Origin of the sequence: Streptomyces xanthophaeus (assembly GCF_000725805.1) — a bacterium.
Lineage (GTDB): Bacteria > Actinomycetota > Actinomycetes > Streptomycetales > Streptomycetaceae > Streptomyces > Streptomyces xanthophaeus.
Window position 1 is genome coordinate 48,606 of the sequence record NZ_KL647138.1, and the last position, 19,136, is coordinate 67,741.

The 19,136-nt window shown below is 75.5% G+C and carries 17 protein-coding genes; 6 read left to right on the forward strand and 11 right to left on the reverse strand.

Annotation, left to right across the window (positions count from 1 at the left end; genetic code table 11):
* The first annotated feature begins 369 nt into the window (after nucleotides 1-369).
* Genes IO30_RS0139600 through IO30_RS0139610 form a run of 3 tightly spaced genes read left to right on the forward strand, consistent with a single transcriptional unit; the run spans nucleotide 370 to nucleotide 3,706 of the window.
* On the forward strand, nucleotides 370-1,578 hold the full coding sequence (locus IO30_RS0139600; protein WP_051902869.1) for a cobalamin biosynthesis protein CobG: 1,209 nt from the start codon (nucleotides 370-372) through the stop codon (nucleotides 1,576-1,578).
* Entirely contained in the window at nucleotides 1,575-2,222 is a 648-nt protein-coding gene (locus IO30_RS0139605) for a precorrin-8X methylmutase (protein ID WP_031151514.1), read from the forward strand. Before IO30_RS0139600 ends, IO30_RS0139605 begins: the two co-directional genes overlap by 4 nt.
* Nucleotides 2,219-3,706 carry a precorrin-2 C(20)-methyltransferase gene (locus IO30_RS0139610; protein ID WP_031151515.1) on the forward strand — a complete coding sequence of 496 codons (1,488 nt, stop codon included), beginning with the start codon at nucleotides 2,219-2,221 and terminating at the stop codon, nucleotides 3,704-3,706. Before IO30_RS0139605 ends, IO30_RS0139610 begins: the two co-directional genes overlap by 4 nt.
* An 18-nt stretch (nucleotides 3,707-3,724) precedes the next feature.
* Here the strand turns inward: IO30_RS0139610 and IO30_RS0139615 are convergent, their stop codons facing one another.
* The 4 genes from IO30_RS0139615 to cbiE are packed head-to-tail and all read right to left on the reverse strand — an operon-like array spanning nucleotide 3,725 to nucleotide 6,967.
* On the reverse strand, nucleotides 3,725-4,222 hold the full coding sequence (locus IO30_RS0139615; protein WP_157853465.1) for a hypothetical protein: 498 nt from the start codon (nucleotides 4,220-4,222) through the stop codon (nucleotides 3,725-3,727).
* Between the two features lie 27 nt (nucleotides 4,223-4,249).
* On the reverse strand, nucleotides 4,250-5,011 hold the full coding sequence (locus IO30_RS0139620; protein ID WP_031151518.1) for a cobalt-precorrin-6A reductase: 762 nt from the start codon (nucleotides 5,009-5,011) through the stop codon (nucleotides 4,250-4,252).
* On the reverse strand, nucleotides 5,001-5,750 hold the full coding sequence (cobM, locus tag IO30_RS0139625; RefSeq protein ID WP_031151520.1) for a precorrin-4 C(11)-methyltransferase: 750 nt from the start codon (nucleotides 5,748-5,750) through the stop codon (nucleotides 5,001-5,003). Before cobM ends, IO30_RS0139620 begins: the two co-directional genes overlap by 11 nt.
* Nucleotides 5,747-6,967, reverse strand: a complete 1,221-nt coding sequence (gene cbiE / locus IO30_RS0139630) for a precorrin-6y C5,15-methyltransferase (decarboxylating) subunit CbiE (protein WP_237403393.1) — start codon at nucleotides 6,965-6,967, stop codon at nucleotides 5,747-5,749. The genes cobM and cbiE overlap by 4 nt, the downstream gene beginning before the upstream one ends.
* Before the next feature lie 229 nt (nucleotides 6,968-7,196).
* Between cbiE and IO30_RS0139635 the strand changes: the two genes are divergently transcribed.
* Both IO30_RS0139635 and IO30_RS0139640 read left to right on the forward strand, forming a co-directional pair.
* On the forward strand, nucleotides 7,197-8,144 hold the full coding sequence (locus IO30_RS0139635) for an oxidoreductase (protein WP_031151523.1): 948 nt from the start codon (nucleotides 7,197-7,199) through the stop codon (nucleotides 8,142-8,144).
* A 155-nt stretch (nucleotides 8,145-8,299) separates the two neighbouring features.
* A complete protein-coding gene (locus IO30_RS0139640) occupies nucleotides 8,300-9,709 on the forward strand; it encodes an NAD(P)/FAD-dependent oxidoreductase (protein ID WP_063768216.1) in 1,410 nt (469 codons plus the stop codon).
* A 20-nt stretch (nucleotides 9,710-9,729) separates the two neighbouring features.
* Here the strand turns inward: IO30_RS0139640 and IO30_RS41540 are convergent, their stop codons facing one another.
* Nucleotides 9,730-10,686, reverse strand: coding sequence for a trypsin-like serine peptidase (locus IO30_RS41540; RefSeq protein WP_051859512.1), 957 nt, complete (start codon nucleotides 10,684-10,686; stop codon nucleotides 9,730-9,732).
* Nucleotides 10,687-10,875: 189 nt separating this feature from the next.
* On the opposite strand from IO30_RS41540, the gene tsaD reads away from it, so the two are divergent.
* On the forward strand, nucleotides 10,876-11,958 hold the full coding sequence (tsaD, locus tag IO30_RS0139650; RefSeq protein ID WP_031151528.1) for a tRNA (adenosine(37)-N6)-threonylcarbamoyltransferase complex transferase subunit TsaD: 1,083 nt from the start codon (nucleotides 10,876-10,878) through the stop codon (nucleotides 11,956-11,958).
* Here the strand turns inward: tsaD and IO30_RS0139655 are convergent.
* The 6 genes from IO30_RS0139655 to IO30_RS0139680 form a co-directional block, all read right to left on the reverse strand.
* Entirely contained in the window at nucleotides 11,950-14,241 is a 2,292-nt protein-coding gene (locus IO30_RS0139655) for an immune inhibitor A domain-containing protein (RefSeq protein WP_245234270.1), read from the reverse strand. The two genes, tsaD and IO30_RS0139655, sit on opposite strands and share 9 nt — an antisense overlap.
* Nucleotides 14,242-14,311: 70 nt before the next feature.
* Nucleotides 14,312-15,079 carry a 4'-phosphopantetheinyl transferase family protein gene (locus IO30_RS0139660; RefSeq protein WP_078904950.1) on the reverse strand — a complete coding sequence of 256 codons (768 nt, stop codon included), beginning with the start codon at nucleotides 15,077-15,079 and terminating at the stop codon, nucleotides 14,312-14,314.
* 10 nt (nucleotides 15,080-15,089) lie between these two features.
* Complete coding sequence (locus IO30_RS0139665; RefSeq protein ID WP_078904951.1) at nucleotides 15,090-16,388, reverse strand: MFS transporter; 1,299 nt, start codon at nucleotides 16,386-16,388, stop codon at nucleotides 15,090-15,092.
* 63 nt (nucleotides 16,389-16,451) lie between these two features.
* Nucleotides 16,452-16,658: a hypothetical protein gene (locus tag IO30_RS0139670; RefSeq protein ID WP_157853466.1), complete on the reverse strand. Its 207-nt coding sequence runs from the start codon at nucleotides 16,656-16,658 to the stop codon at nucleotides 16,452-16,454.
* A 122-nt stretch (nucleotides 16,659-16,780) separates the two neighbouring features.
* Nucleotides 16,781-18,088 carry a glutamate synthase-related protein gene (locus IO30_RS0139675; protein ID WP_031151537.1) on the reverse strand — a complete coding sequence of 436 codons (1,308 nt, stop codon included), beginning with the start codon at nucleotides 18,086-18,088 and terminating at the stop codon, nucleotides 16,781-16,783.
* A complete protein-coding gene (locus IO30_RS0139680; RefSeq protein WP_051859513.1) occupies nucleotides 18,085-19,098 on the reverse strand; it encodes an asparagine synthetase A in 1,014 nt (337 codons plus the stop codon). Before IO30_RS0139680 ends, IO30_RS0139675 begins: the two co-directional genes overlap by 4 nt.
* Nucleotides 19,099-19,136 lie beyond the last annotated feature (38 nt).

The window sequence follows — 19,136 nt, forward strand, 5'->3', positions numbered from 1 at the left end:
CGGGGCGGGCTGGGTTGTGGGGTGTGGGCCGGGCCTGTGGTCGGGTGCGGCGGCGTTGCGGGGCTCTGCCCCGGGCCCCGCGCCTCAAACGCCGGTGGGGCTGGATCGGGGCGGGCTGGGTTGTGGGGTGTGGGCCGGGCCTGTGGTCGGGTGCGGCGGCGTTGCCGGGGCTCTGCCCCGGGCCCCGCGCCTCAAACGCCGGCGGGGCTGGGTTGGGGCGGGCTGGGTTCGGGGTGCAGGCTTGCCCGGCTGGGATTGTGCTGGGTCGTGCCCGTGCCGGGGCTTTGCGGTGGGGTGGGGAGGTCCGGGCTGGTCGGGGTGGTGTCGGACACAGGTCGGGGGGTGGGAATCGTGGGTATGCTCGCCGCCATGCCCCAGCCCCCCTCCGCCGCGCCGCGGGACGAACCCGTCATACGGGACCGCGGCGACGCCTGCCCGGGCGCGCTGCGCCTGCACGCGGCGGACGACGGGTTCCTCGCGCGGGTCCGGATCCCCGGCGGGCTGCTCACCGCCCCGCAGGCGGCCGTCCTCGCCCTCGCCGCCGACCGGTTCGGCGACGGGCACCTGGAACTCACCTCGCGCGGCAACGTCCAGCTGCGCGGCCTCGCCGACGGCTGCGGCGCAGCCCTGGCCGAACTGCTGGATTCCGCCGGGCTGCTGCCCGCGCCCTCGCACGAGCGGATCCGCAACATCGTCGCCAGCCCCCTCGCGGACCCCGCCCCGGTGCGCGAGCTCGACCGGCTGCTGTGCGCCGACCCGGAGGCCGCCGCCCTCTCCGGCCGGTTCCTGTTCGCGGTCGACGACGGCCGCGGGGACGTGGCCGCCCTCGACCCCGACGTGACCCTCCTCGCGCAGCCCGGCGGGCGCGTCCTGGTCCGGCTCGGCGCCTCGCCGGACGCTGCCGAGGTGGCCGCCGCCGACGCCCCGCGCGCGGCGCTGGAGGCGGCCCGTCACTTCCTCGACGCCGCGGCCGCGGCCGGCACCCGGGCCTGGCGGATCGCCGAGCTGCCCCCCGGACACGCCCTGGACGTACGGGAGTTCACCGACCTGCTGTCCGGACGGGGCATCCGCGCGGCGTACCTGCGCGACGCGCCCCGGCCGTACGCGGATCCGCCCGCGCCCGGTGTGCACGCCGACCTGCTCTGCGTCCTGGTCCCGCTCGGCCGCCTCAGCACCGCCCAGTGGCGGGAACTGCCCGGCGAGCTGCGGATCACGCCCTGGCGCAGCATCCTCGTCTCCGCCGCCGCCCCCCGCCCCGCCGGGCTGGTCACCTCGCCCGGCAGCCCCTGGGAGTCCGTCACCGCCTGCACGGGCCGCCCCGGTTGCGCCAAGTCCCTCGCCGACGTGCGGGCCGACGCGCGGGCCGTCGCCGGGCGCACGCGCGGGCCCCTGCCCGTGCACTGGTCCGGCTGCGAACGCCGCTGCGGCCACCCCCGCGGAACGGCCTGGGTGGACCTGGTGGCCACGCCCGACGGCTACCGGCTCGGTGCGGATCCGGTGGCCCCCCACGAACTCGCCGCGGCCCTCGCCGCCGCCCGCAACCAACTCCGAGTGTCCGAAGCCGCAGTGAAGAAATGAGCGAGTACACCGTGTTCGAGTACGAGAAGGACGGCGCCGCGATCTACCGCCAGTCCTTTGCCACGATCCGCGCCGAAGCGGACCTCTCGGGGCTGCCCGCCTCGGTCGCCCAGGTCGCGGTGCGGATGATTCACGCCTGCGGCATGACGGACCTCCCGCAGGACCTCGGGTACACACCGGACGTGGTGCTGCGGGCCCGCGCCGCCCTGGAGGCGGGCGCGCCGATCCTGTGCGACGTGCAGATGGTCGCGAGCGGGGTCACCCGCAAGCGGCTGCCCGCGGACAATGACGTGATCTGCACCCTCTCCGACCCGGCCGTGCCGGAACTCGCCGCGAAGATGGGCACCACGCGCAGCGCCGCCGCGCTCGAAGTCTGGCGCGACCGGGGCCTGTTGGAGGGTTCCGTGATCGCGGTCGGCAATGCGCCGACCGCGCTGTTCCGGCTGCTGGAGATGATCGAGGAGGGCGCCCCGCGCCCGGCCGCCGTCATCGGCGTGCCCGTCGGCTTCATCGGCGCCGCCGAGTCCAAGGACGCACTCGCCGCGCACCCCTCGGGGCTCGACCACCTCGTCGTGCGGGGCCGTCGCGGCGGCAGCGCCATCGCGGCCGCCGCCGTCAACGCCATTGCGAGCGTGGCCGAATGAGCGCCGGACGCCTGTACGGGGTCGGGCTCGGCCCCGGCGACCCGAACCTGATGACCCTGCGCGCCGTCGAGGTGATCGGCGAGGCCGACGTCGTCGCGTACCACAGCGCCCGCCACGGCCGTTCGATCGCCCGTTCGATCGCCGCGAAGCACCTGCGCGAGAGCCACATCGAGGAGCCGCTGGTCTACCCGGTCACCACCGAGACCACCGACCATCCCGGCGGCTACCAGGGTGCGATGGAGGAGTTCTACGAGTCCGCCGCGGCCCGTCTGGCCGCGCACCTGGACGCCGGCCGGACCGTGGCCGTACTGGCCGAGGGCGACCCGCTCTTCTACAGCTCGTACATGCACATGCACAAGCGCCTCGCGGACCGGTACGAGACCGAGGTCGTCCCCGGCGTCACCTCCGTCAGCGCCGCCGCGGCCCGGCTCGGCACCCCGCTGGTGGAGGGGGAGGAGGTCCTGACGATCCTGCCCGGCACCCTGCCGGAGGAGGAGCTCACCGCCCGCCTCGCCGCCACCGACTCGGCGGTCGTGATGAAGCTCGGCCGCACCTTCCCCGCCGTGCGCGCCGCGATGGAGAACAGCGGCCGGCTCGCCGAGGCCCGTTACGTCGAGCGCGCCACCATGGAGGGCGAGCGCACCGGGCTGCTCGGCGACACCGACCCTTCGAGCGTGCCGTACTTCGCCGTCGCGGTCGTCCCGAGCCGGATCGGCAATCCGGGCCAGGTGGCCCCGGGCCCCGGCGAGGTCGTGGTCGTCGGCACCGGCCCCGCGGGACCGCTGTGGCTCACCCCGCAGACCCGGCGGGCGCTGGCCGACGCCGAGGTGCTGGTCGGCTACACCACCTACCTGGACCGGGTGCCCGTCAAGCCGGGCCAGGTCCGGCACGGCTCCGACAACAAGGTGGAGTCGGAGCGCGCCGAGTTCGCCCTCGACCTCGCCCGGCGCGGCAAGCGGGTGGCCGTGGTCTCCGGCGGTGACCCCGGCGTCTTCGCCATGGCCACGGCCGTCCTGGAGGTCGCCGGGCAGGCGGAGTACAAGGACGTGCCCGTGCGGGTCCTGCCGGGGGTGACCGCCGCCAACGCCGCGGCTGCCGCGGCCGGCGCCCCCCTCGGCCACGACTACGCCACGATCTCCCTCTCCGACCGGCTCAAGCCGTGGGAGGTCATCGCGGAGCGGCTGCGCGCGGCCGCCGCCGCCGACCTGGTCCTCGCGCTGTACAACCCCGGCTCGCGCAGCCGCACCTGGCAGGTGGCGCAGGCCCGGGAGCTGCTGCTGGAGCTGCGTGCGCCCGAGACCCCGGTGGTCGTCGCCCGCGACGTGGGCGGCCCGGAGCAGTCGGTGCGGATCGTCACGCTCGCCGAGCTGGAGCCGTCCGAGGTGGACATGCGCACGATCCTGCTGATCGGTTCCTCGCAGACCCAGGTCACCGAGCGGGCCGACGGGTCCAGGCTCACCTGGACGCCGCGCCGCTACGCCTGACCCGGCGCCCGCCACCTGCTACCGCAGCGGCGGCAGCGTGTAGGTCGGGATCGAGGGGTCCTTCGGGTCGAACGGGGTCGGCGTCCACTCCGGGATCGGCGGCTTGGGCGGCGCCGGCGCCGGGTTGGGGCCGCGGTTCGGGTTCTGCGGGACCTGCGCCGTACGCCGCGGGGCAGGGGTCCGCGCGGCCGTCGGGCCCGTCGCGGGCCGGGAGGCGGCGCCGGCCGGCCGCCGCGTCTCCGGGGCCTCCGCGGGCCCGGCTGGGCCGCCGGCCGACGCCCCGGCCCGGGGTGCGTCCGCGGGTGAGGGCGACGCGGGCGCGTCCGCCGGGGCCGGCGCCGACGGGGACTGCGAAGGCGACGGCGTGCCGGGGGAACCGGACGGCGCGGTCGGGGCGGTCGTCTGCGGGCCAGCGCCCGGCTTCCCGCCCTCGCCGCCGTCCGAACACCCTGCCGCCAGCAGGCCGCCGACCAGCAGGGCCGTCACCGCTCCGGACATCCTGCCGCCGGACCCCATGCCCGCCCCCTTCGTACGCGTGAACGATCAGCGCGGGCGATCGTAGCCCAGCCAGTGCAGGGCCGCGGTCACCGAGTGTGCCTCGGGGACGCCCTCGGGGACCGGGGGGCGGCGTACGACGAGGACCGGGATGCCCGCCTCGCGGGCCGCGGTGAGCTTCGGTGCGGTGGCGCTGCCCCCGCTGTCCTTGGTCACCAGGACGTCGATGCGATGCCGGGCCAGGAGTTCCCGCTCCCCTTCGAGGCCGAACGGCCCCCGGTCCAGGAGGACTTCCAGGTGCGGGGGCATCGGCGGGGCCGGGGGGTCCACCGAACGCACCAGGAACCACGTGTCGGTGAGGTGCGCGAAGGAGTGCAGGCCCATCCGCCCCGTGGTCAGGAACGCCCGGCCGCCGAGCGCCGGCAGCAGTTCGGCCGCTCCCGCGAGGGAGTCCGCGAAGGTCCAGGCGTCGCCGGGCCCGGGGGCCCAGCCGGGGCGGCGCAGGGCCAGCAGCGGGACGCCCGTGAGCGCCTGCGCCCCGCAGGCATGGAAGCTCATCCGCTCCGCGAAGGGGTGGGTGGCGTCGACCACGTGCGTCACGTCGTGGCCGGCGATCCAGCCCGCCAGCCCCTCGACGCCGCCGAAACCGCCGATCCGGGTGCCGCCCGGCGGGAGCACCGGCGCCGTGACCCGCCCCGCGAGCGAGGTGGTCACCCGGTACGAGGGGTCGTCGGCCAGTGCCTCCGCGAGCTGCCTGGCCTCCGTCGTACCGCCCAGGACCAGGACGTGGCGGGCAGGTTCAGCAGACATGCCGGTCGCGCTCGGGGGAGTACAGGTGGCTGTCGCGGAACTGCTCGGCGCCCAGGGTCCGGCCGACGATGATGACCGCGGTGCGCACCAGGCCCGCCGCCTTCACCTGGGGCGCGATGTCGGCCAGGGTGCCGCGCAGGATCAGCTCGTCGGGACGGCTGGCCATCGCGACCACGGCGACCGGGCACTCGGCCCCGTAGTGGGGCAGCAGCTCCTCCACGACCCGGTCCACGTAGCGGGTGGCCAGGTGCAGGACCAGCAGGGCGCCGCTGCGCCCCAGGGTGGCGAGGTCCTCGCCGGGCGGCATCGGGGTGGCCTGCTGGGAGATCCGGGTCAGGATCACCGTCTGGCCCACGGTCGGCACCGTCAGCTCCCGCTTCAGCGCGGCGGCCGCCGCGGCGAAGGCCGGGACCCCGGGGACGACCTCGTAGGGGATGGCGGCCGCGTCGAGGCGGCGCATCTGCTCGGCGACCGCGCTGAAGACCGAGGGGTCGCCGGAGTGCAGCCGGGCGACGTCCTGGCCCGCCGCGTGCGCCCGTACGCACTCGGCGACGATCTCGTCGAGGTTCAGCTGCGAGGTGTCGACCAGCCGGGCGTCCGGCGGGCACTCGGCGAGCAGTTCGCGCGGGACGAGGCTGCCCGCGTACAGGCAGACGGGAGCGGCGGCCAGCGTCCGGGCACCGCGCACCGTGATCAGGTCGGCGGCGCCGGGGCCCGCACCGATGAAGTACACGGTCATCTCTGATCCATCTCCTTTGTCACTGACCACTGCGTGACCGGCATCGCCTGGCGCCAGCCCGTGAAACCGCCGACCGGCACGGCGCGTGCGACGGCCAGTTTCACCAGTTCGCCGCCGTGGCGCCGGTAGCGCTCGGTGAGGACCGCCTCCGATTCCAGGGTGACGGTGTTGACCACGAGCCGGCCGCCGGGCGCCAGCGCGTCCCAGGCCGCGTCCAGCAGGCCCGGCGCGGTCAGGCCGCCACCGATGAACACGGCGTCGGGGGCCGGCAGGCCTTCGAGGGCCTCCGGGGCGGCGCCGGTGACCACGCGCAGGCCGGGGACGCCGAGCGCCACCGCGTTGCGGGTGATCCGCGCGGCCCGCTCCGGGACGCGTTCGACGGCCACCGCCCGGCAGGAGGGGTGGGTGCGCATCCACTCGATGCCGATGGAACCCGAACCGCCGCCGATGTCCCACAGCAGCTCGCCCGGGGCCGGGGCCAGCGCGCACAGGGTCGCGGCCCGGACGCGGCGCTTGGTGAGCTGCCCGTCGTGCTCGTAGGCGGAGTCCGGCAGGCCGGGGGTGGCGCCGAGGCGCGGGGTGCGCGCCGCAGGGTCGCGGCGGCAGTCCACGGCCACCACGTTCAGGGGATCGCCGGGCGCGCGGTCCCAGCCGTCCGCCAGGCCCTCGTACGCGTCCTCGCGCTCGGACCCGAGCTGTTCCAGGACCCGCATCCGGCTCGGGCCGAAGCCCCGCTCCCGCAGCAGGGCGGCGATCTCGCCCGGGGAGCCCGCGCCCGCACTCAGTACGAGCACCCGCCGGCCCTCGTAGAGGGCGGCGGCCAGCCGGGCCACCGGGCGGCCGACCACGGTGACCACCTCGGTGTCCTCCACCGGCCAGCCCAGGCGGGCGCAGGCGTACGAGACCGAGGAGGGGTGCGGGTGGACCCGCAGGGCTTCGGGGCCCAGTTCCTCGGCGAGGGCGCGGCCGATCCCGTAGAACATGGGGTCGCCGCTGGCCAGCACCGCGATCCGGCGGCCGGCGTGCTCCGCCGTCAGCTTGGGCACGGCGGGCCGCAGCGGGCTCGGCCAGGCCACCCGGCGGCCCGTGCACGCGTCGGCCGGCAGCAGGTCCAGCTGGCGCGGCCCGCCGATCAGCACCTCGGCGCGGGCCAGCGCGGAGCGGGCGGCGGCGGTGAGCCCGGCCCAGCCGTCGGCGCCGAGGCCGACGACCGTCACGGGAAGAGGGGGAGGCGGGGAGCTCACTGCGCGGTACCTCGGGAACGGGAGGGAGGCGGAAGGAAGGACTGGCGGAAGGACTGACGGAGGACTGACGGAAGGGCGAGACGTCGGAGGACGTCCCGCAGCCTACTGGCCTGCGGATCCGGCCCCCGCTGCCGCCCCCGCTCCGGGCCCCGCGGCGGCCCGGTCTACCCTCGGTGGCCCACAGTGTCGCGAGGGAGCTGCCATGCCCGGCTGGAACGCCACGAACATCCCCGACCAGAGCGGCCGGACCGCCGTCGTGACCGGGGCCAACAGCGGGATCGGCTACGTGAGCGCCCGGGAGCTCGCCCGGCGCGGCGCCACCGTGGTGCTGGCCTGCCGCAGCGCCGCGCGCGGAAAGGCCGCCGAGGTCCGGCTGCGCAGCGAAGTGCCCGGGGCCCGGGTGGAGTTCGCCGCCCTCGACCTCGCCGACCTGTCCTCGGTCCGGGCGTTCGCCACGGCGTACGCGCAGCGCCGCGACACCCTGGACCTGCTGGTCAACAACGCGGGCGTGATGGCGCTGCCCTACGGGCGGACCGCCGACGGCTTCGAGACCCAGTTCGGCGTCAACCACCTCGGGCACTTCGCCCTGACCGGGCTGCTGCTGCCGAGGCTGCGGGCGGCGGCGTCCGGGGCCCGGATCGTGAACGTCTCCAGCGGGTTCCACGTGCTCGCCGACGTCGACCTCAAGGCCCTCGAAGCCCTCGACGCGGGCGACGGCCACGGCTACCGCCGCTGGACCGCCTACGGCCGCTCCAAGACCGCGAACCTGCTCTTCACCCACGAACTGGCCCGGCGTTTCACCGCAGCGGGCGGTGCGGTCACCGCCGCCGCGGCCCACCCGGGCTACGCCTCCAGCAATCTGCACGCCGGAGCGGCCACGCTGGAGGGCCCCACCCTCACCTCGCGCGCGGCGGCGCTCGGCAACGCCCTCGTCGCGCAGCCCGCGGCCAAGGGCGCGCTGCCCACCCTGTACGCGGCCACCGCGCCCGGGGTCCGCCAGGACGACTTCATAGGGCCCCGGTTCGGGTGGCGCGGAGCTCCGGTGCGCTCCTGGCGGGCGAAGCGGACCCTCGACGACAGCTCGGGCGAGCAGCTCTGGTCGGCGTCGGAGCGGCTCACGGGCGTCTCGTACGCATCCCTGCCGCGCTGACCCCGGCCGCTGACCCTGCGGCGCTGACCCGGTGGGGCCGCAGCGGAGTCCGCCGCCCGGGCGCCCCGATGTGAGCCCGTCCGCCCCCGGGTGCCTCCGTCCGCCCCCGGCCGGGCCCTGACCCGCGGGCTCCCGGGGGCCGGACACTCGGCTCCATGGACGACGACGATACGGACAACCACCCACGCGCCCAGGACCACGCGGTGGTCATCGGGGCGGGTCTGGCCGGGCTGCTGGCGGCCCGGGTCCTGGCGGACCGGTTCGCGCAGGTGACCCTGGTCGAACGCGACGAAATGCCCGAGGACGGCCCGGCCTTCCGGCCGGGCGTCCCGCAGTCCCGGCACGCCCACGTGCTGTGGTCGCGGGGGCTGGAGCTGCTGGAGGAGCTGCTGCCCGGGACCACCGACGAACTGCTCGGCGGCGGGGCCGCCCTGCTGAAGTCCCCGGGCGACTTCCTGTGGCTGAGCCCGGCGGACTGGTTCCGTGCGGTGCCGGGCACCGAGGTCCTGCTCGCCGGGCGGGAGCTGATCGACTGGACGGTCCGCCGGGCGGTCCTGCGGCACGAGCGGATCCGGCTGCGTGCCGGCGCCGCCGTCACCGGGCTCACGGCCGCACCCGACGGGCGCGCGGTGACCGGGGTGCAGCTGCGCCACGGCGACCCGCTCGACGCCCGCTTCGTGGTCGACGCGACCGGCCGCGGCTCCAAGACCCCGGCCTGGCTCGCGGCCCTCGGCGTGCCGGCACCCGAGGTCACCCGCTACGACTCCAAGCTCGGATACTCCAGCCGCTACTTCGAGATCCCGCCGGACCCCGCGCGGCGCTGGCACGGGATGTACGTCCAGGGCCGCCCGGACAGCCCGCGCGGGGCCGTGCTCATGCCGGTGGACCGCGCCCGCTGGCTGGTGACCCTCATCGGCAACGGCGAGCACGCCCCGCCCACCCGGGACGAGGAGTTCCTCGGCTTCGCCCGCAGCCTGCGCAGCCCTGCGCTCCACGACGCGATCCGCGACGCGAAGCCCCTGTCCCCGACCGTCGGCTACCGGGCCACCGCGAACGAGTGGCTGCACTACGAGCGCCTGGAGCGCTGGCCGGCGGGGTTCGTGGTCCTCGGGGACGCGGCCTGCCGCTTCAACCCGGTCTACGGGCACGGGATGACGGTGGCCGCGCTGGCTGCGGACACCCTGCGCAAGGAGATCCGGGCCCTGGACACGGGGAGCGTCCCCGGTGCCGCCCGGCGGATCCAGCGCCGGACGGTGGCCGTGGCCCAGACGGCCTGGCAGATCGCGACCAGCGAGGACATGCGGTACCCGCAGACGCAGGGCCCGCCGCCGGACCGGACCACCCGGATCCTCCAGCGCTACATGGCGCGGGTCATGGTGGGCGCCAACACCGACCCGGCCGTCTCGGGCCGGTTCTTCGGGGTCCTGTCCCTGTCCGCCCCGCCGAGCGCGCTGCTCACCCCGGCCACGATGATCCGCGTCCTGTCCAAATGGCGCGTGCCGGCCTCCCCGGCCACCGCCGACTACCCGCCCCACCACGTCCCGCCCGCCGGATACGGGCGGTAGGCGGTGTCTTCGCAGCGGCGTCAGCCGGCCGCCGGCTGGCCCTTGGCGGCGCGCTCGTACAGGGTCCGGATCCGGTCGCCGAAGTAGACGCTGTAGGAGGTCTCGTCGTCGCCGCCCCCGTCGCGGCCGCCGATCACCCCGATCAGGACGTGGCCGTCGGTCAGCACCGGGCCGCCGCTGGTGCCGTTGGGTACGTCCGCGCAGTCCAGGCGCAGCTGCGTCGGTCCGGCGGCGCGGGCGGTGGTACGGCAGTCCAGCGGCTGCTCGTCGCCGTTCGGGTAGCCCACGAGCCGTGCGGGCGCGGGCAGTTCGGGGCCGAAGCGGATCGTCAGGGAGCCGGTGACGTCCTCCAGCTGCTGACCGGGATGGCCGGGCCGGCGCATCCGCAGGAAGGCCACGTCGTGGTCCGGGTCCTCGTCCTCGGCCCAGCGGGGGTCCACGTCGATGCGGGTGGGCACCCAGACCCCGTACGGGGCGACCCCGTCGTGGTAGCCGGGGACGAAGGCGAGGTTGGTGCGGAAGCCGCCGCGGTACACGCAGTGGGCGGCGGTGACGACGAGGTCGCCCTCGGGGGAGTGGACCACACCGGCCGAGCAGTGGTGGTCGCCGTCCCCGTCGGTGCCGGGGGAGAAGAGGGCGCCGATCGCGGGCTCGGCGGGCGCGGGACGGGCCTCCAGCGGGTCGGAGGGCTGCCATCCGGCCGTCCGCCAGTGCGCCGGGGCGTCCGCGCCGAAGGCCTTGTCGTCCGTCGGCGGCTGCGGGTCCTCCCGGGCGATCCCGTCGAGCACGGCGGAGGCCGTCCGGTCGGCGCGCTGCGGGTCCTGCTGGTAGCTGCCCTGCGTGCGGTCCCCTTCCGCGAGCCGCGAGGTGTAGCCGTACAACTCCCAGGCGTACCGCAGGCCTCCGAAGAGCAGCGCACCGAGGACGGCGACGAGCAGGGTGACCCGTACGGTCCTCCCGCGAACCTTGCTGAACATGTGTGGCGCTCCCACCCGGCTGACCCGTCCGACCTCTGTTCGATGGGGGAGCGGGGGCAAGGGTTGCACCCGCGCGGCGTGGCGGTTCTCACAGCGGTCCGCCCCGCCCCCTCCCGTGTCGCGCAACCGCCCACCGCACCCCGGTAGGCTTGTTGCGAATTGTTCGCAACAAGGGTCGAGGGTGCTGTGGTGGGGTCTCCGGTGGTGCTCGGCATCGAGTCTTCCTGCGACGAGACCGGGGCGGGCATCGTCCGCGACGGGAAGCTCCTCGCGCACGTGGTCGCCTCCAGCATGGACGAGCACGCCCGCTTCGGCGGAGTGGTCCCGGAGATCGCGGCCCGCGCCCACCTGCACGCCTTCAACCCGGTCGTGCGCCAGGCCCTCGACCAGGCCGGCCTGCGCCCCTCCCAGCTCGACGCGGTCGCCGTCACCACCGGCCCCGGCCTCGCCGGCGCCCTCCAGGTCGGCCTGGCGGGCGCCAAGACCCTCGCCTACTCCCTGGGCCTGCCCCTGTACGGGGTCCACCACCTGGCCGGCCACGTCGCCGCCGACACCCTGGAGCACGGGCCGCTGCCCGAGCCCTGCATGGTCCTGATCGTCTCCGGCGGCCACACCTCGCTGCTGCTCGTACGGGACCTGGTGCGCGAGCCGATCCTGCACCTGGGGGACACCCTGGACGACGCCGCGGGCGAGTGCTTCGACAAGGTGGCCCGGGTCCTCGGCCTGCCCTACCCCGGAGGGCCCGCCATCGACCGGGCCGCCCGGGACGGCGATCCGAAGGCCGTCGCCTTCCCGCGGCCGCTGACGGGCGGCCGCGGCGCCGGGGACCCGTACGCCTACTCCTTCTCCTTCTCGGGCCTGAAGACGGCCGCCGCCCGCTGGGTCGAGGGGTACCGCCTGCGCGGGGAGGAACCCCCCGTCGCCGACGGCGCGGCCGCCCTCCAGGAGGCCGTCGCCGACGTCCTGACCCGCAAGGCGGTCGCGGCGTGCACCGCCCACGGGGTGCGGACGCTGGTGGTGGTCGGCGGGGTGGCGGCCAACTCCAGGGTGCGGGCCCTCGCCGAACGGCGGTGCGCCTCGGCCGGGATCGAGCTGCGGGTGCCCCCGATGACCCTGTGCACCGACAACGGCGCGATGATCGCCGCCATCGGCGACCTGCTGGTCCGGTCCGGGGCCGGGCCCGCTCCGCTGGACGTGACGATCGACCCGTCCGCCCCCCTGGAGTACGCCGCCCTCACCCCGCGGGCGGCGGGCGCCGTCCTGTCAGGGTGACGGGCTGACCTGGACGGTCGCCAGTGCCCCGCCCGAGGCCTCCTTCACCACCTGGATGCGGGTCCCGGTGTCCGGGACCTTCACCCCGAGCTGGGGCAGCTCCGCGTTCCAGTAGCTCCCGGTGCGGTCGTCGAAGACCGGGACGCCCGGCCGCGCCGGGATCACCACCGGTGCTCCCGCCCTGTGCAGCACGACCCGCTCGGCCGGGCGCAGGGAGAAGGGTGCGTCGAAGGTCTGCACCCGTGCCCCCAGCAGGGTCCCGTCCCCGTGCCGGAGCGGCTCCGGCCGGGCGTCGACCGGCAGCAGCAGGCCGCCGCCCGGGTGCGCCTTGGTGGTGTTGTCGCTGTACGCGGTGTCCCACAGCCAGATCAGCACGCCCTGCTGGTAGGGGAAGAACTCCACCTTCTCGCCCGTGAAACCGAAGTGGTACGGGCCGGTGCGCAGCAGGCTGCCGTAGCCGGTGTACCGGCGGTTCTCGACGAAGTAGGCCCGCGGGTGCTCCGCGCGGCCCGTACGGCCCTCCGTACGGGACCACTTGACGGCCGTCCAGCCGTTCGCGCCCTGCTCGGCCCCGTCGCGCACCAGCTCACGGCCGTCGCCCGCGGTGATCCGCAGGTCGTCGAAGGCGGCGCCCCGGCCGTGGGTGTTGCTGTCCGAGGTGACGCGCAGCCGCAGCTGGACGCTGCGCCCCGCGAAGCGGTCCAGGCCGACGGACAGGTCGGTCCATCCCGCCGAGGCGCCGGAGATGCCCTTGGGCGGGACGGGCGCGCCGCCCACGGTGCCCGGCAGGGCCTCCCAGGTGGTGCCGCCGTCCGTGGAGGCCTCCACGGTGAGGAAGTCGAAGTCCTGCTCGGTGTCGTACCAGACGCGGCTGTCCAGCCGGGCGGTACCGGGCGGCAGGTCGACCGTCCGCGTCAGGGTGTTGTCCATGAAGTCGCCGGTCCCGCTCCACCACTGGCTGGCGCCCTCGTACGGATCGGCCAGTTCGGTGCGGGTCACCGAGGGCGGCAGGTGCACCAGCAGGGCCTGCGGATCCTCGGTGTTGTAGCCGGACACGCCGAGCACCGCGCGCGTCTTGCGTCCGGCATCGGCCTCCGTGTACTCCAGCCAGCCCAGCTGGAGCTTGCTCCACGGATCGAGGTCGCCGGGGAACTCACCGGTGCTGTTCGCGCCCTTGCCGAGATAGGAGGCCGAGGACATCAGGGACCAGAAGTTGACGCTGTTGTCCCCGTCCGAGCTGTACAGGTCCGGCAGCCCCAGATCGTGGCCGAACTCGTGGGCGAACAGGCCGGCGCCGCTGTTCTCTCCGCCGGTCAGGTAGTCGCCCGCCCAGATGCCGCTGTCGCCGACCGGGGTGCCGCCCGCCTTGTTGCCCTCGGGGCCCGCGCTGCCGGCCTGGTTCCAGTACGCGAACCAGCGGTGGGCCCACACGGCGTCCTTGCCCTGCGCGCCGCCGCCCCAGGTCTGGTCCTTGCCCGCGTGGACGACGACGAGGTGGTCGAGGTAGCCGTCCGGCTCGTCGAAGTTCCCGTCGTGGTCGGCGTCGTAGCGGTCCCAGACGTCGTACTCGGCGAGCTGTGCCTTGATCTGCTCGGGGCTGCGTCCCTTGGCGCGCTCGGCCCGGTACCAGGCGTCGGTGGCGTCGCGGATCATGTCCCAGTTGGTGCGGCACTGGCCGGGCTCGGAACAGTTGTCCGTGCCGTAACGCGCCTCGTTCCAGGGGAGCTTGACCCAGTCGGAGACGGTGCCGTCCAGGTCGTAGCGGCCGGAGGACTGGAGCCGGTAGTAGGCGCGCAGCGAGGCCGATTCGGGCGTGGTGGAGAAGAACTGCTTCTGGTAATAGGCCCGGTCGAAGTCCTTGCGCCACAGGGTGTGGTTGTCGTCGCGGGCCGGCTTGCCGATGGTGTTGTGCCGGGGGCCGGGGGTGCCGCCGAAGCGGGGTTTGCCCTCGAACTCCGTGGTGGTGTCCACCTGGTCGCCGAACTCGGCGAGGATCACGAAGACCTTGTCCTTGCGTTCCTGGGCGAGTTCCACGTACCGCTTGCCGACCTTGGCCTGCCGGGGGAGGGTGCCGTCCGCCTCGGCCCGCAGGCCTTCCCGGCCGCCCGCCGCGACGCCTTCGAGCGCCTGGCGGCGCAGGGCCTGGCGCTGGAGCTCCAGGGGGGCGGGCGGAGGGGCGGCGGCGTGTTCCGCCTGCTGCCCGGCCGCCGGAGGGGGCGGGGGAGGGGCGGTGGCGGCGAGCGCGGGGGCGGCGAGGAGGGCGAGGGATATCGCCGCTCCCACCGCAGCGAGTCTGCGCAACGTGGTTGACCTTCCGGTGAGTTGGGTCGAAGCGCAGGTAATATTTCACATGTCACAGGTGATGGATAGAGGTGGGAGGGTCCTGGAGTGCGACCGCCCCGCAATGCCCCTCCGGGACCAGCACGTCCGTCAGCGTCCATCCCGGCACCCGGGCCGGTGCCGGACCCGCCCCCACGTAGTCGGCCGCAGGGTCCGCCGAGAGACCGACCCCGAGCCCCTTCAGATACGCCTCCTTGCGCGTCCACACCCGGGTGAAGGCCACCGGCCGCTCCCCGGCCGGCACCAGCGCCAGCTCGGCCGCCTCCCGCGGGTGCAGCACGTCGGAGGTCTCCGCGATGGTCTGCGGCAGCACGATCTCCTCGACGTCCACCCCGACCGGGGCGGTGGCGAAGGCCAGCAGGCTGATCCCCGTGCAGTGCGAGAGGGAGAAGTGCAGGGCGCCGCCCGGGAGCACGGGCCGCCCGTGCGGCTCGTCGCAGTGCGCGCACGGCGCCCGTTCGACGGTCACCTCGCGCGGGGCCGTGCCCAGGTAGGCCCCGAGCAGCCGGCGCAGGGCCACGTGCGCGCAGACGTACGCGTCACGGTCGGCCGCCCGGACGAACTCGGCCGCACGGGCCAGCTCCTGGGCGTCCAGGGTGCCCGGGGCGTGCCGCGCCGCGTGCACCCGGTAGGAGGTGGTGTCCACGAGCCACAGCTGCGGGCTCGCGGCCACCAGGACGGCGCCGGACGGGCCTTGCCGGGACAGCGGTTCCGGGACCAGCAGGGTGCGCGCGGGGCTCGCGGCGCCGCTCGCGGCGCCGGTCAGGGTGGCGGGTGTCATCGGGGCCTCCTCACACGCCGGCCGGGACGGGGAGCTCCACCGATGCCTGCTCCTCGGCCTTGGCGGGGTGGCGCAGGGCGAGGACGGCCGCCAGCGGAGAGACGAAGGCGATGGCCCCGCACAGCAGCCAGGTGGTCTGCACGCCGAGGGCCAGGGACAGGGAGCTGAAGACGGCGATGGAGATCGGGGCGGTGCCGATGCCCGCGAGGGCGAGCGTGGACATGGCCGCGCCCATCCGGTCCTCGGGGGCCGACTGCTGGTAGAGGGTGACGATGGCCGGACCGTTGAGCCCGGACAGCAGGCCGACCCCGGCGGCGACGGCGGTGAGCGAGACCACGGAAGGCATCAGGGCCATCACCAGGATTCCGGCGGCCAGGCCCGCCCCGGTGACCACGAGCCGTACGAACATGGGGATCCGGTGCGCCAGCGCCGCACCCACCGCGCTGGAGCCGAGGGCGCCCACGCTGAACGCGGCCAGCACCACGCCCACCGCGCCCACGCCCCAGCCGCGTTCGGAGACCAGCAGCGGCAGGGCGACCTCCGCGGGCCAGCTGAACGCCATGTCCAGGCACAGGGCGGCGACGAACATCCAGCGCAGCCTGGGGTGCCGGGCCAGCAGCCGGAACCCGTCACCGGACCGCTTGACCAGCGACACCCCCGGCTCGGGCTCCGGCCGGACGAAGCCGTGCGTGACGTGCAGCAGGCAGCCGAGCCAGACCGCCCCGGTGACCGCGCCGACCAGCATGGCGAGCCACAGCTCCCCGACGGTGATCAGGAAGGCTCCGGCGGGGGCGCCGAGGATGGGCGCGACGCGGAGCACCATCGCGTAGAGGGAGTTGGCGCGGGCCAGCTGGTCGCCGCGGGCGAACATCGGCAGCAGGACCCCGGAGGCCGGTCCGGCCAGGCCGAGCAGGACGCCCTCGACCAGGGCGATCAGCACCAGCGGCCACAGCTGCGCGGTGGTGGCGGTGACCACGGCCCCGCCGGCCAGCAGGGCCACCCGGGCGCTGGTGGTGCGCAGCAGGACGAAGCGCGGGCCGAGGGTGTCGGCCACCGCCCCGCCGAAGATCAGCATCAGGGCGCGGGGCACGGTGGCGGCGAGCATCAGCAGGGTCACCGCGCCGGTGCCGCCGATCTGGACGGCGGTCCAGTTCATGGCGATGAGCAGGGCGAAGCTGCCGAACTGGACGGCTGCCTGGCCTCCGACGAGGGAACTGACTCGGCCCCACTGGACCTGGTCGGAGGCCGGTGCCGGTGCCGGTGCCGGTGTCCCGGGCTCGGGGGTGGCGGCTGGCTGGGGGGTGTCCATGGGGCACCTGGTTTCTGTGAGTGGGCGGAAGGCCGAAGGGGAGCGAGCCGGAGGGGGTGTGTTTCAGCCCGGGTGCGGGCCGCCCGGCCGGGGCCGGGCCGCGAGCGCCGCGGCCACCGCCCGCCGGGCTGCGCGCACCAGGTCGCGGGCGCGGGGCGCGGGCCCGTACGCGTCCAGGCGCAGGTGCCCGCCGAGGTGGCCGAGGCCGGCCCGGACGAGGGCCTGGTGGGCGGCCGCCGAGGCGGGGCCGCCCCCGCGCGCCGGGGTCACGGTGACGCCCGGCACCTCACCGAGCCGGAACCGCGCCCGCACCGGCCACGACGGCGAGCCGGGCCGCACACGGGCGCCGTCCCGCGGGGTGCGAGGGGGCAGGGGGCGGGTCCCGGGGGGTGTCACGAGAGGCCGCCGACCGGGAGCGGCGGTGCGGGGACCGGGAGGTCCGGGGACCACAGGTCCTCGGGTCCCAGGTCCGCGGCGCGGTACTTGCCGAGGGCGCTGACCAGCAGCCGGGTCTCCAGGGCCAGGGCCTCCACCAGCCGGACCAGCCCCGCCTGCCGGTCCTCGTCGACGGCGAGCAGCGCGGCCCGCCCCAGGCCGACGGCGGTGGCGCCGAGGGCCAGGGCCCGCACGGCCCGTCCGCCCTCCCAGATCCGGCCCGTGGCCAGCAGGTCCCCGTCCGGGCGGCCGATGCGGCGCAGGGTTTCGCCGAGCGGGAGCCCGACCTGCTCCAGGAAGACCCGGGGGGCCCAGCCGGTGCCGCCCTCCGCGCCGTCGACGGTGACGGCGTCCGCGCCCGCGGCCCAGGCCGTCGCCGCGGCGTGCGCGATGTCGCGTCCGGGGTGGAACTTCACCCAGGTGCGGGCCAGCGGGAAGTTGTTCCGCATGAACCGCAGCTGCTGGCGCACGATCTCCTCGGTGAAGGTCCCCGGGGTCGCGCACCGCAGCCGCCGGCCGGGGTCGCCCAGCAGGTCCCGTACGGCGAACTGCCCGGCCAGCCGCTCGGCTTCGGCCGCGCCCACCACCGTCATCCCGCCGAGCCCGGGCTTCGCGCCCTGCCCCACCTTCAGTTCGAAGCCGAGGCGGCCCGAGTCCCGCAGGGGCCGCGTCCCCGGGTCGCTGTAGAGGAGGTTCCACACCTCCGAGTCCGCGTCCTCGGTGGACTGCTGCACCACCACCCCGCCGACGCCGTCCGCCACGGTCTCCGCGTACGCCGCCACCCGCGCGAGGAGCGCCGAGCGGGCGGCCCCGTCGCCGCGCCGGTAGCCGTGGACGGGCACCATGTTCTCGCCGATCACCATCGGGATGCCCAGGCGCGCGGCCTGTCGCCCCGCGGCCACGCCCAGGTCGCCGCTGCCCGCCCGGGTGGACCCGAACGCCGAGAGGTACAAGGGCAGTTCGGCCGCGAAGCCGCCCACCGCGGTGTGTAGGTCCACGTCCTCGTACGAGGGCTCGCGGCCCAGCTCGATCAGCTTCTCCAGCCGCCGCGGCATGAACACCGGCGGCGCGATCCGCAGCGCGTCCAGGGCGTCCGGCGCGTCCGGTGCGCCTGCCGCCTCCGGCGTGCCCGGACCGCCCGGCGCCTGCGCCCCGTACAGCTCGGCCCCGTAGGTGCCCGCCTCCGGGAACACCTCGGCCGTGCCCGCCCGGGCCCGGGCCCGTACGGCGCGTTCCGGGAAGCCCGCCGCGCGCAGCCCGCTCACGGGGCGATCACCCCCGGCAGCTTCGGGTAGGCGCTGACCTGCCACAGCGCGTCCAGCCCGGTCAGGAAGCGGACCAGGCGCTGCAGGCCCATGCCGAAGCCGGCGCTGGCCTCGATGCCCTCACGGGCCAGGTCCAGGTACCAGGCGTACTTGGCGGGGTTCTCCCCGCTCTCCCGCATCCGGGTCACGATCGTCGCGTAGTCGGACTCCCGCTCGCTGCCGCTGACCAGCTCCCCGTAACCGCCGTGCGCGATCAGGTCGAAGTTGCGCAGCACGCCGGGGCGGTCCGGGTCCTCGCGGTCGTAGAAGCCGCGCGAGCCCTTGGGGTAGTCGTTGACGAAGAACGGCCGGCCGGACTCCAGGGACAGGACCTTCTCCCCCTCCCAGTCGATCTCGGCGTCCGGGCTCTGCGGGTGCCCGAGGCCCACCAGGCGGGCGACGGCCTCCCCGTGGGTGCAGGCGTCGAACTTCCCGGACCGCAGCTCCGCGAAGTCCAGCTCGTCCCGGCCCAGTTCGCGCAGCACCTCGGGGACCGCCGTCCAGGCGTGCTCCACCACGTGGGTGAGCAGTCCGGCGGCGATCTCCTGGGCGTCCTGCCGGGACCCGCCCGCCAGCTCCACGTCGATCTGGTGGAACTCCACCAGGTGCCGCCCCGTGGCGGCCGTCTCCGGCGGCTCGACGCGGACGTTCGGCGCGATGTAGAAGAGTCGCGGAAAGCCCTTCAGCGAGGCCTGCTTGTAGAGGATCGCGCTGGTCATCAGCTTGTACGGCTGCCCGTAGTAGTCGACGTCCAGCGCCTTAGCGCCGCGCCCGCCCGGGTCCGTGACCGGTCCGACCAGCGGCGGCAGCAGTTCCACGAATCCCTCGCTGCGCAGGAACTCCCGCGCCGCGTAAAGGACTTCCTGCTGCACCAGCATCGCCGAGCGCAGCTGCGGCGACCGCAGGTGCGCTCCCAGCGGGGGAGGGGCCTGAGGGTGAGGGGTCTGCACGTGAAGGGTCTGTGTCTCCATGTCGGCTCCTGTGGGTATCGGTGTGTGGTCGAAGCTCG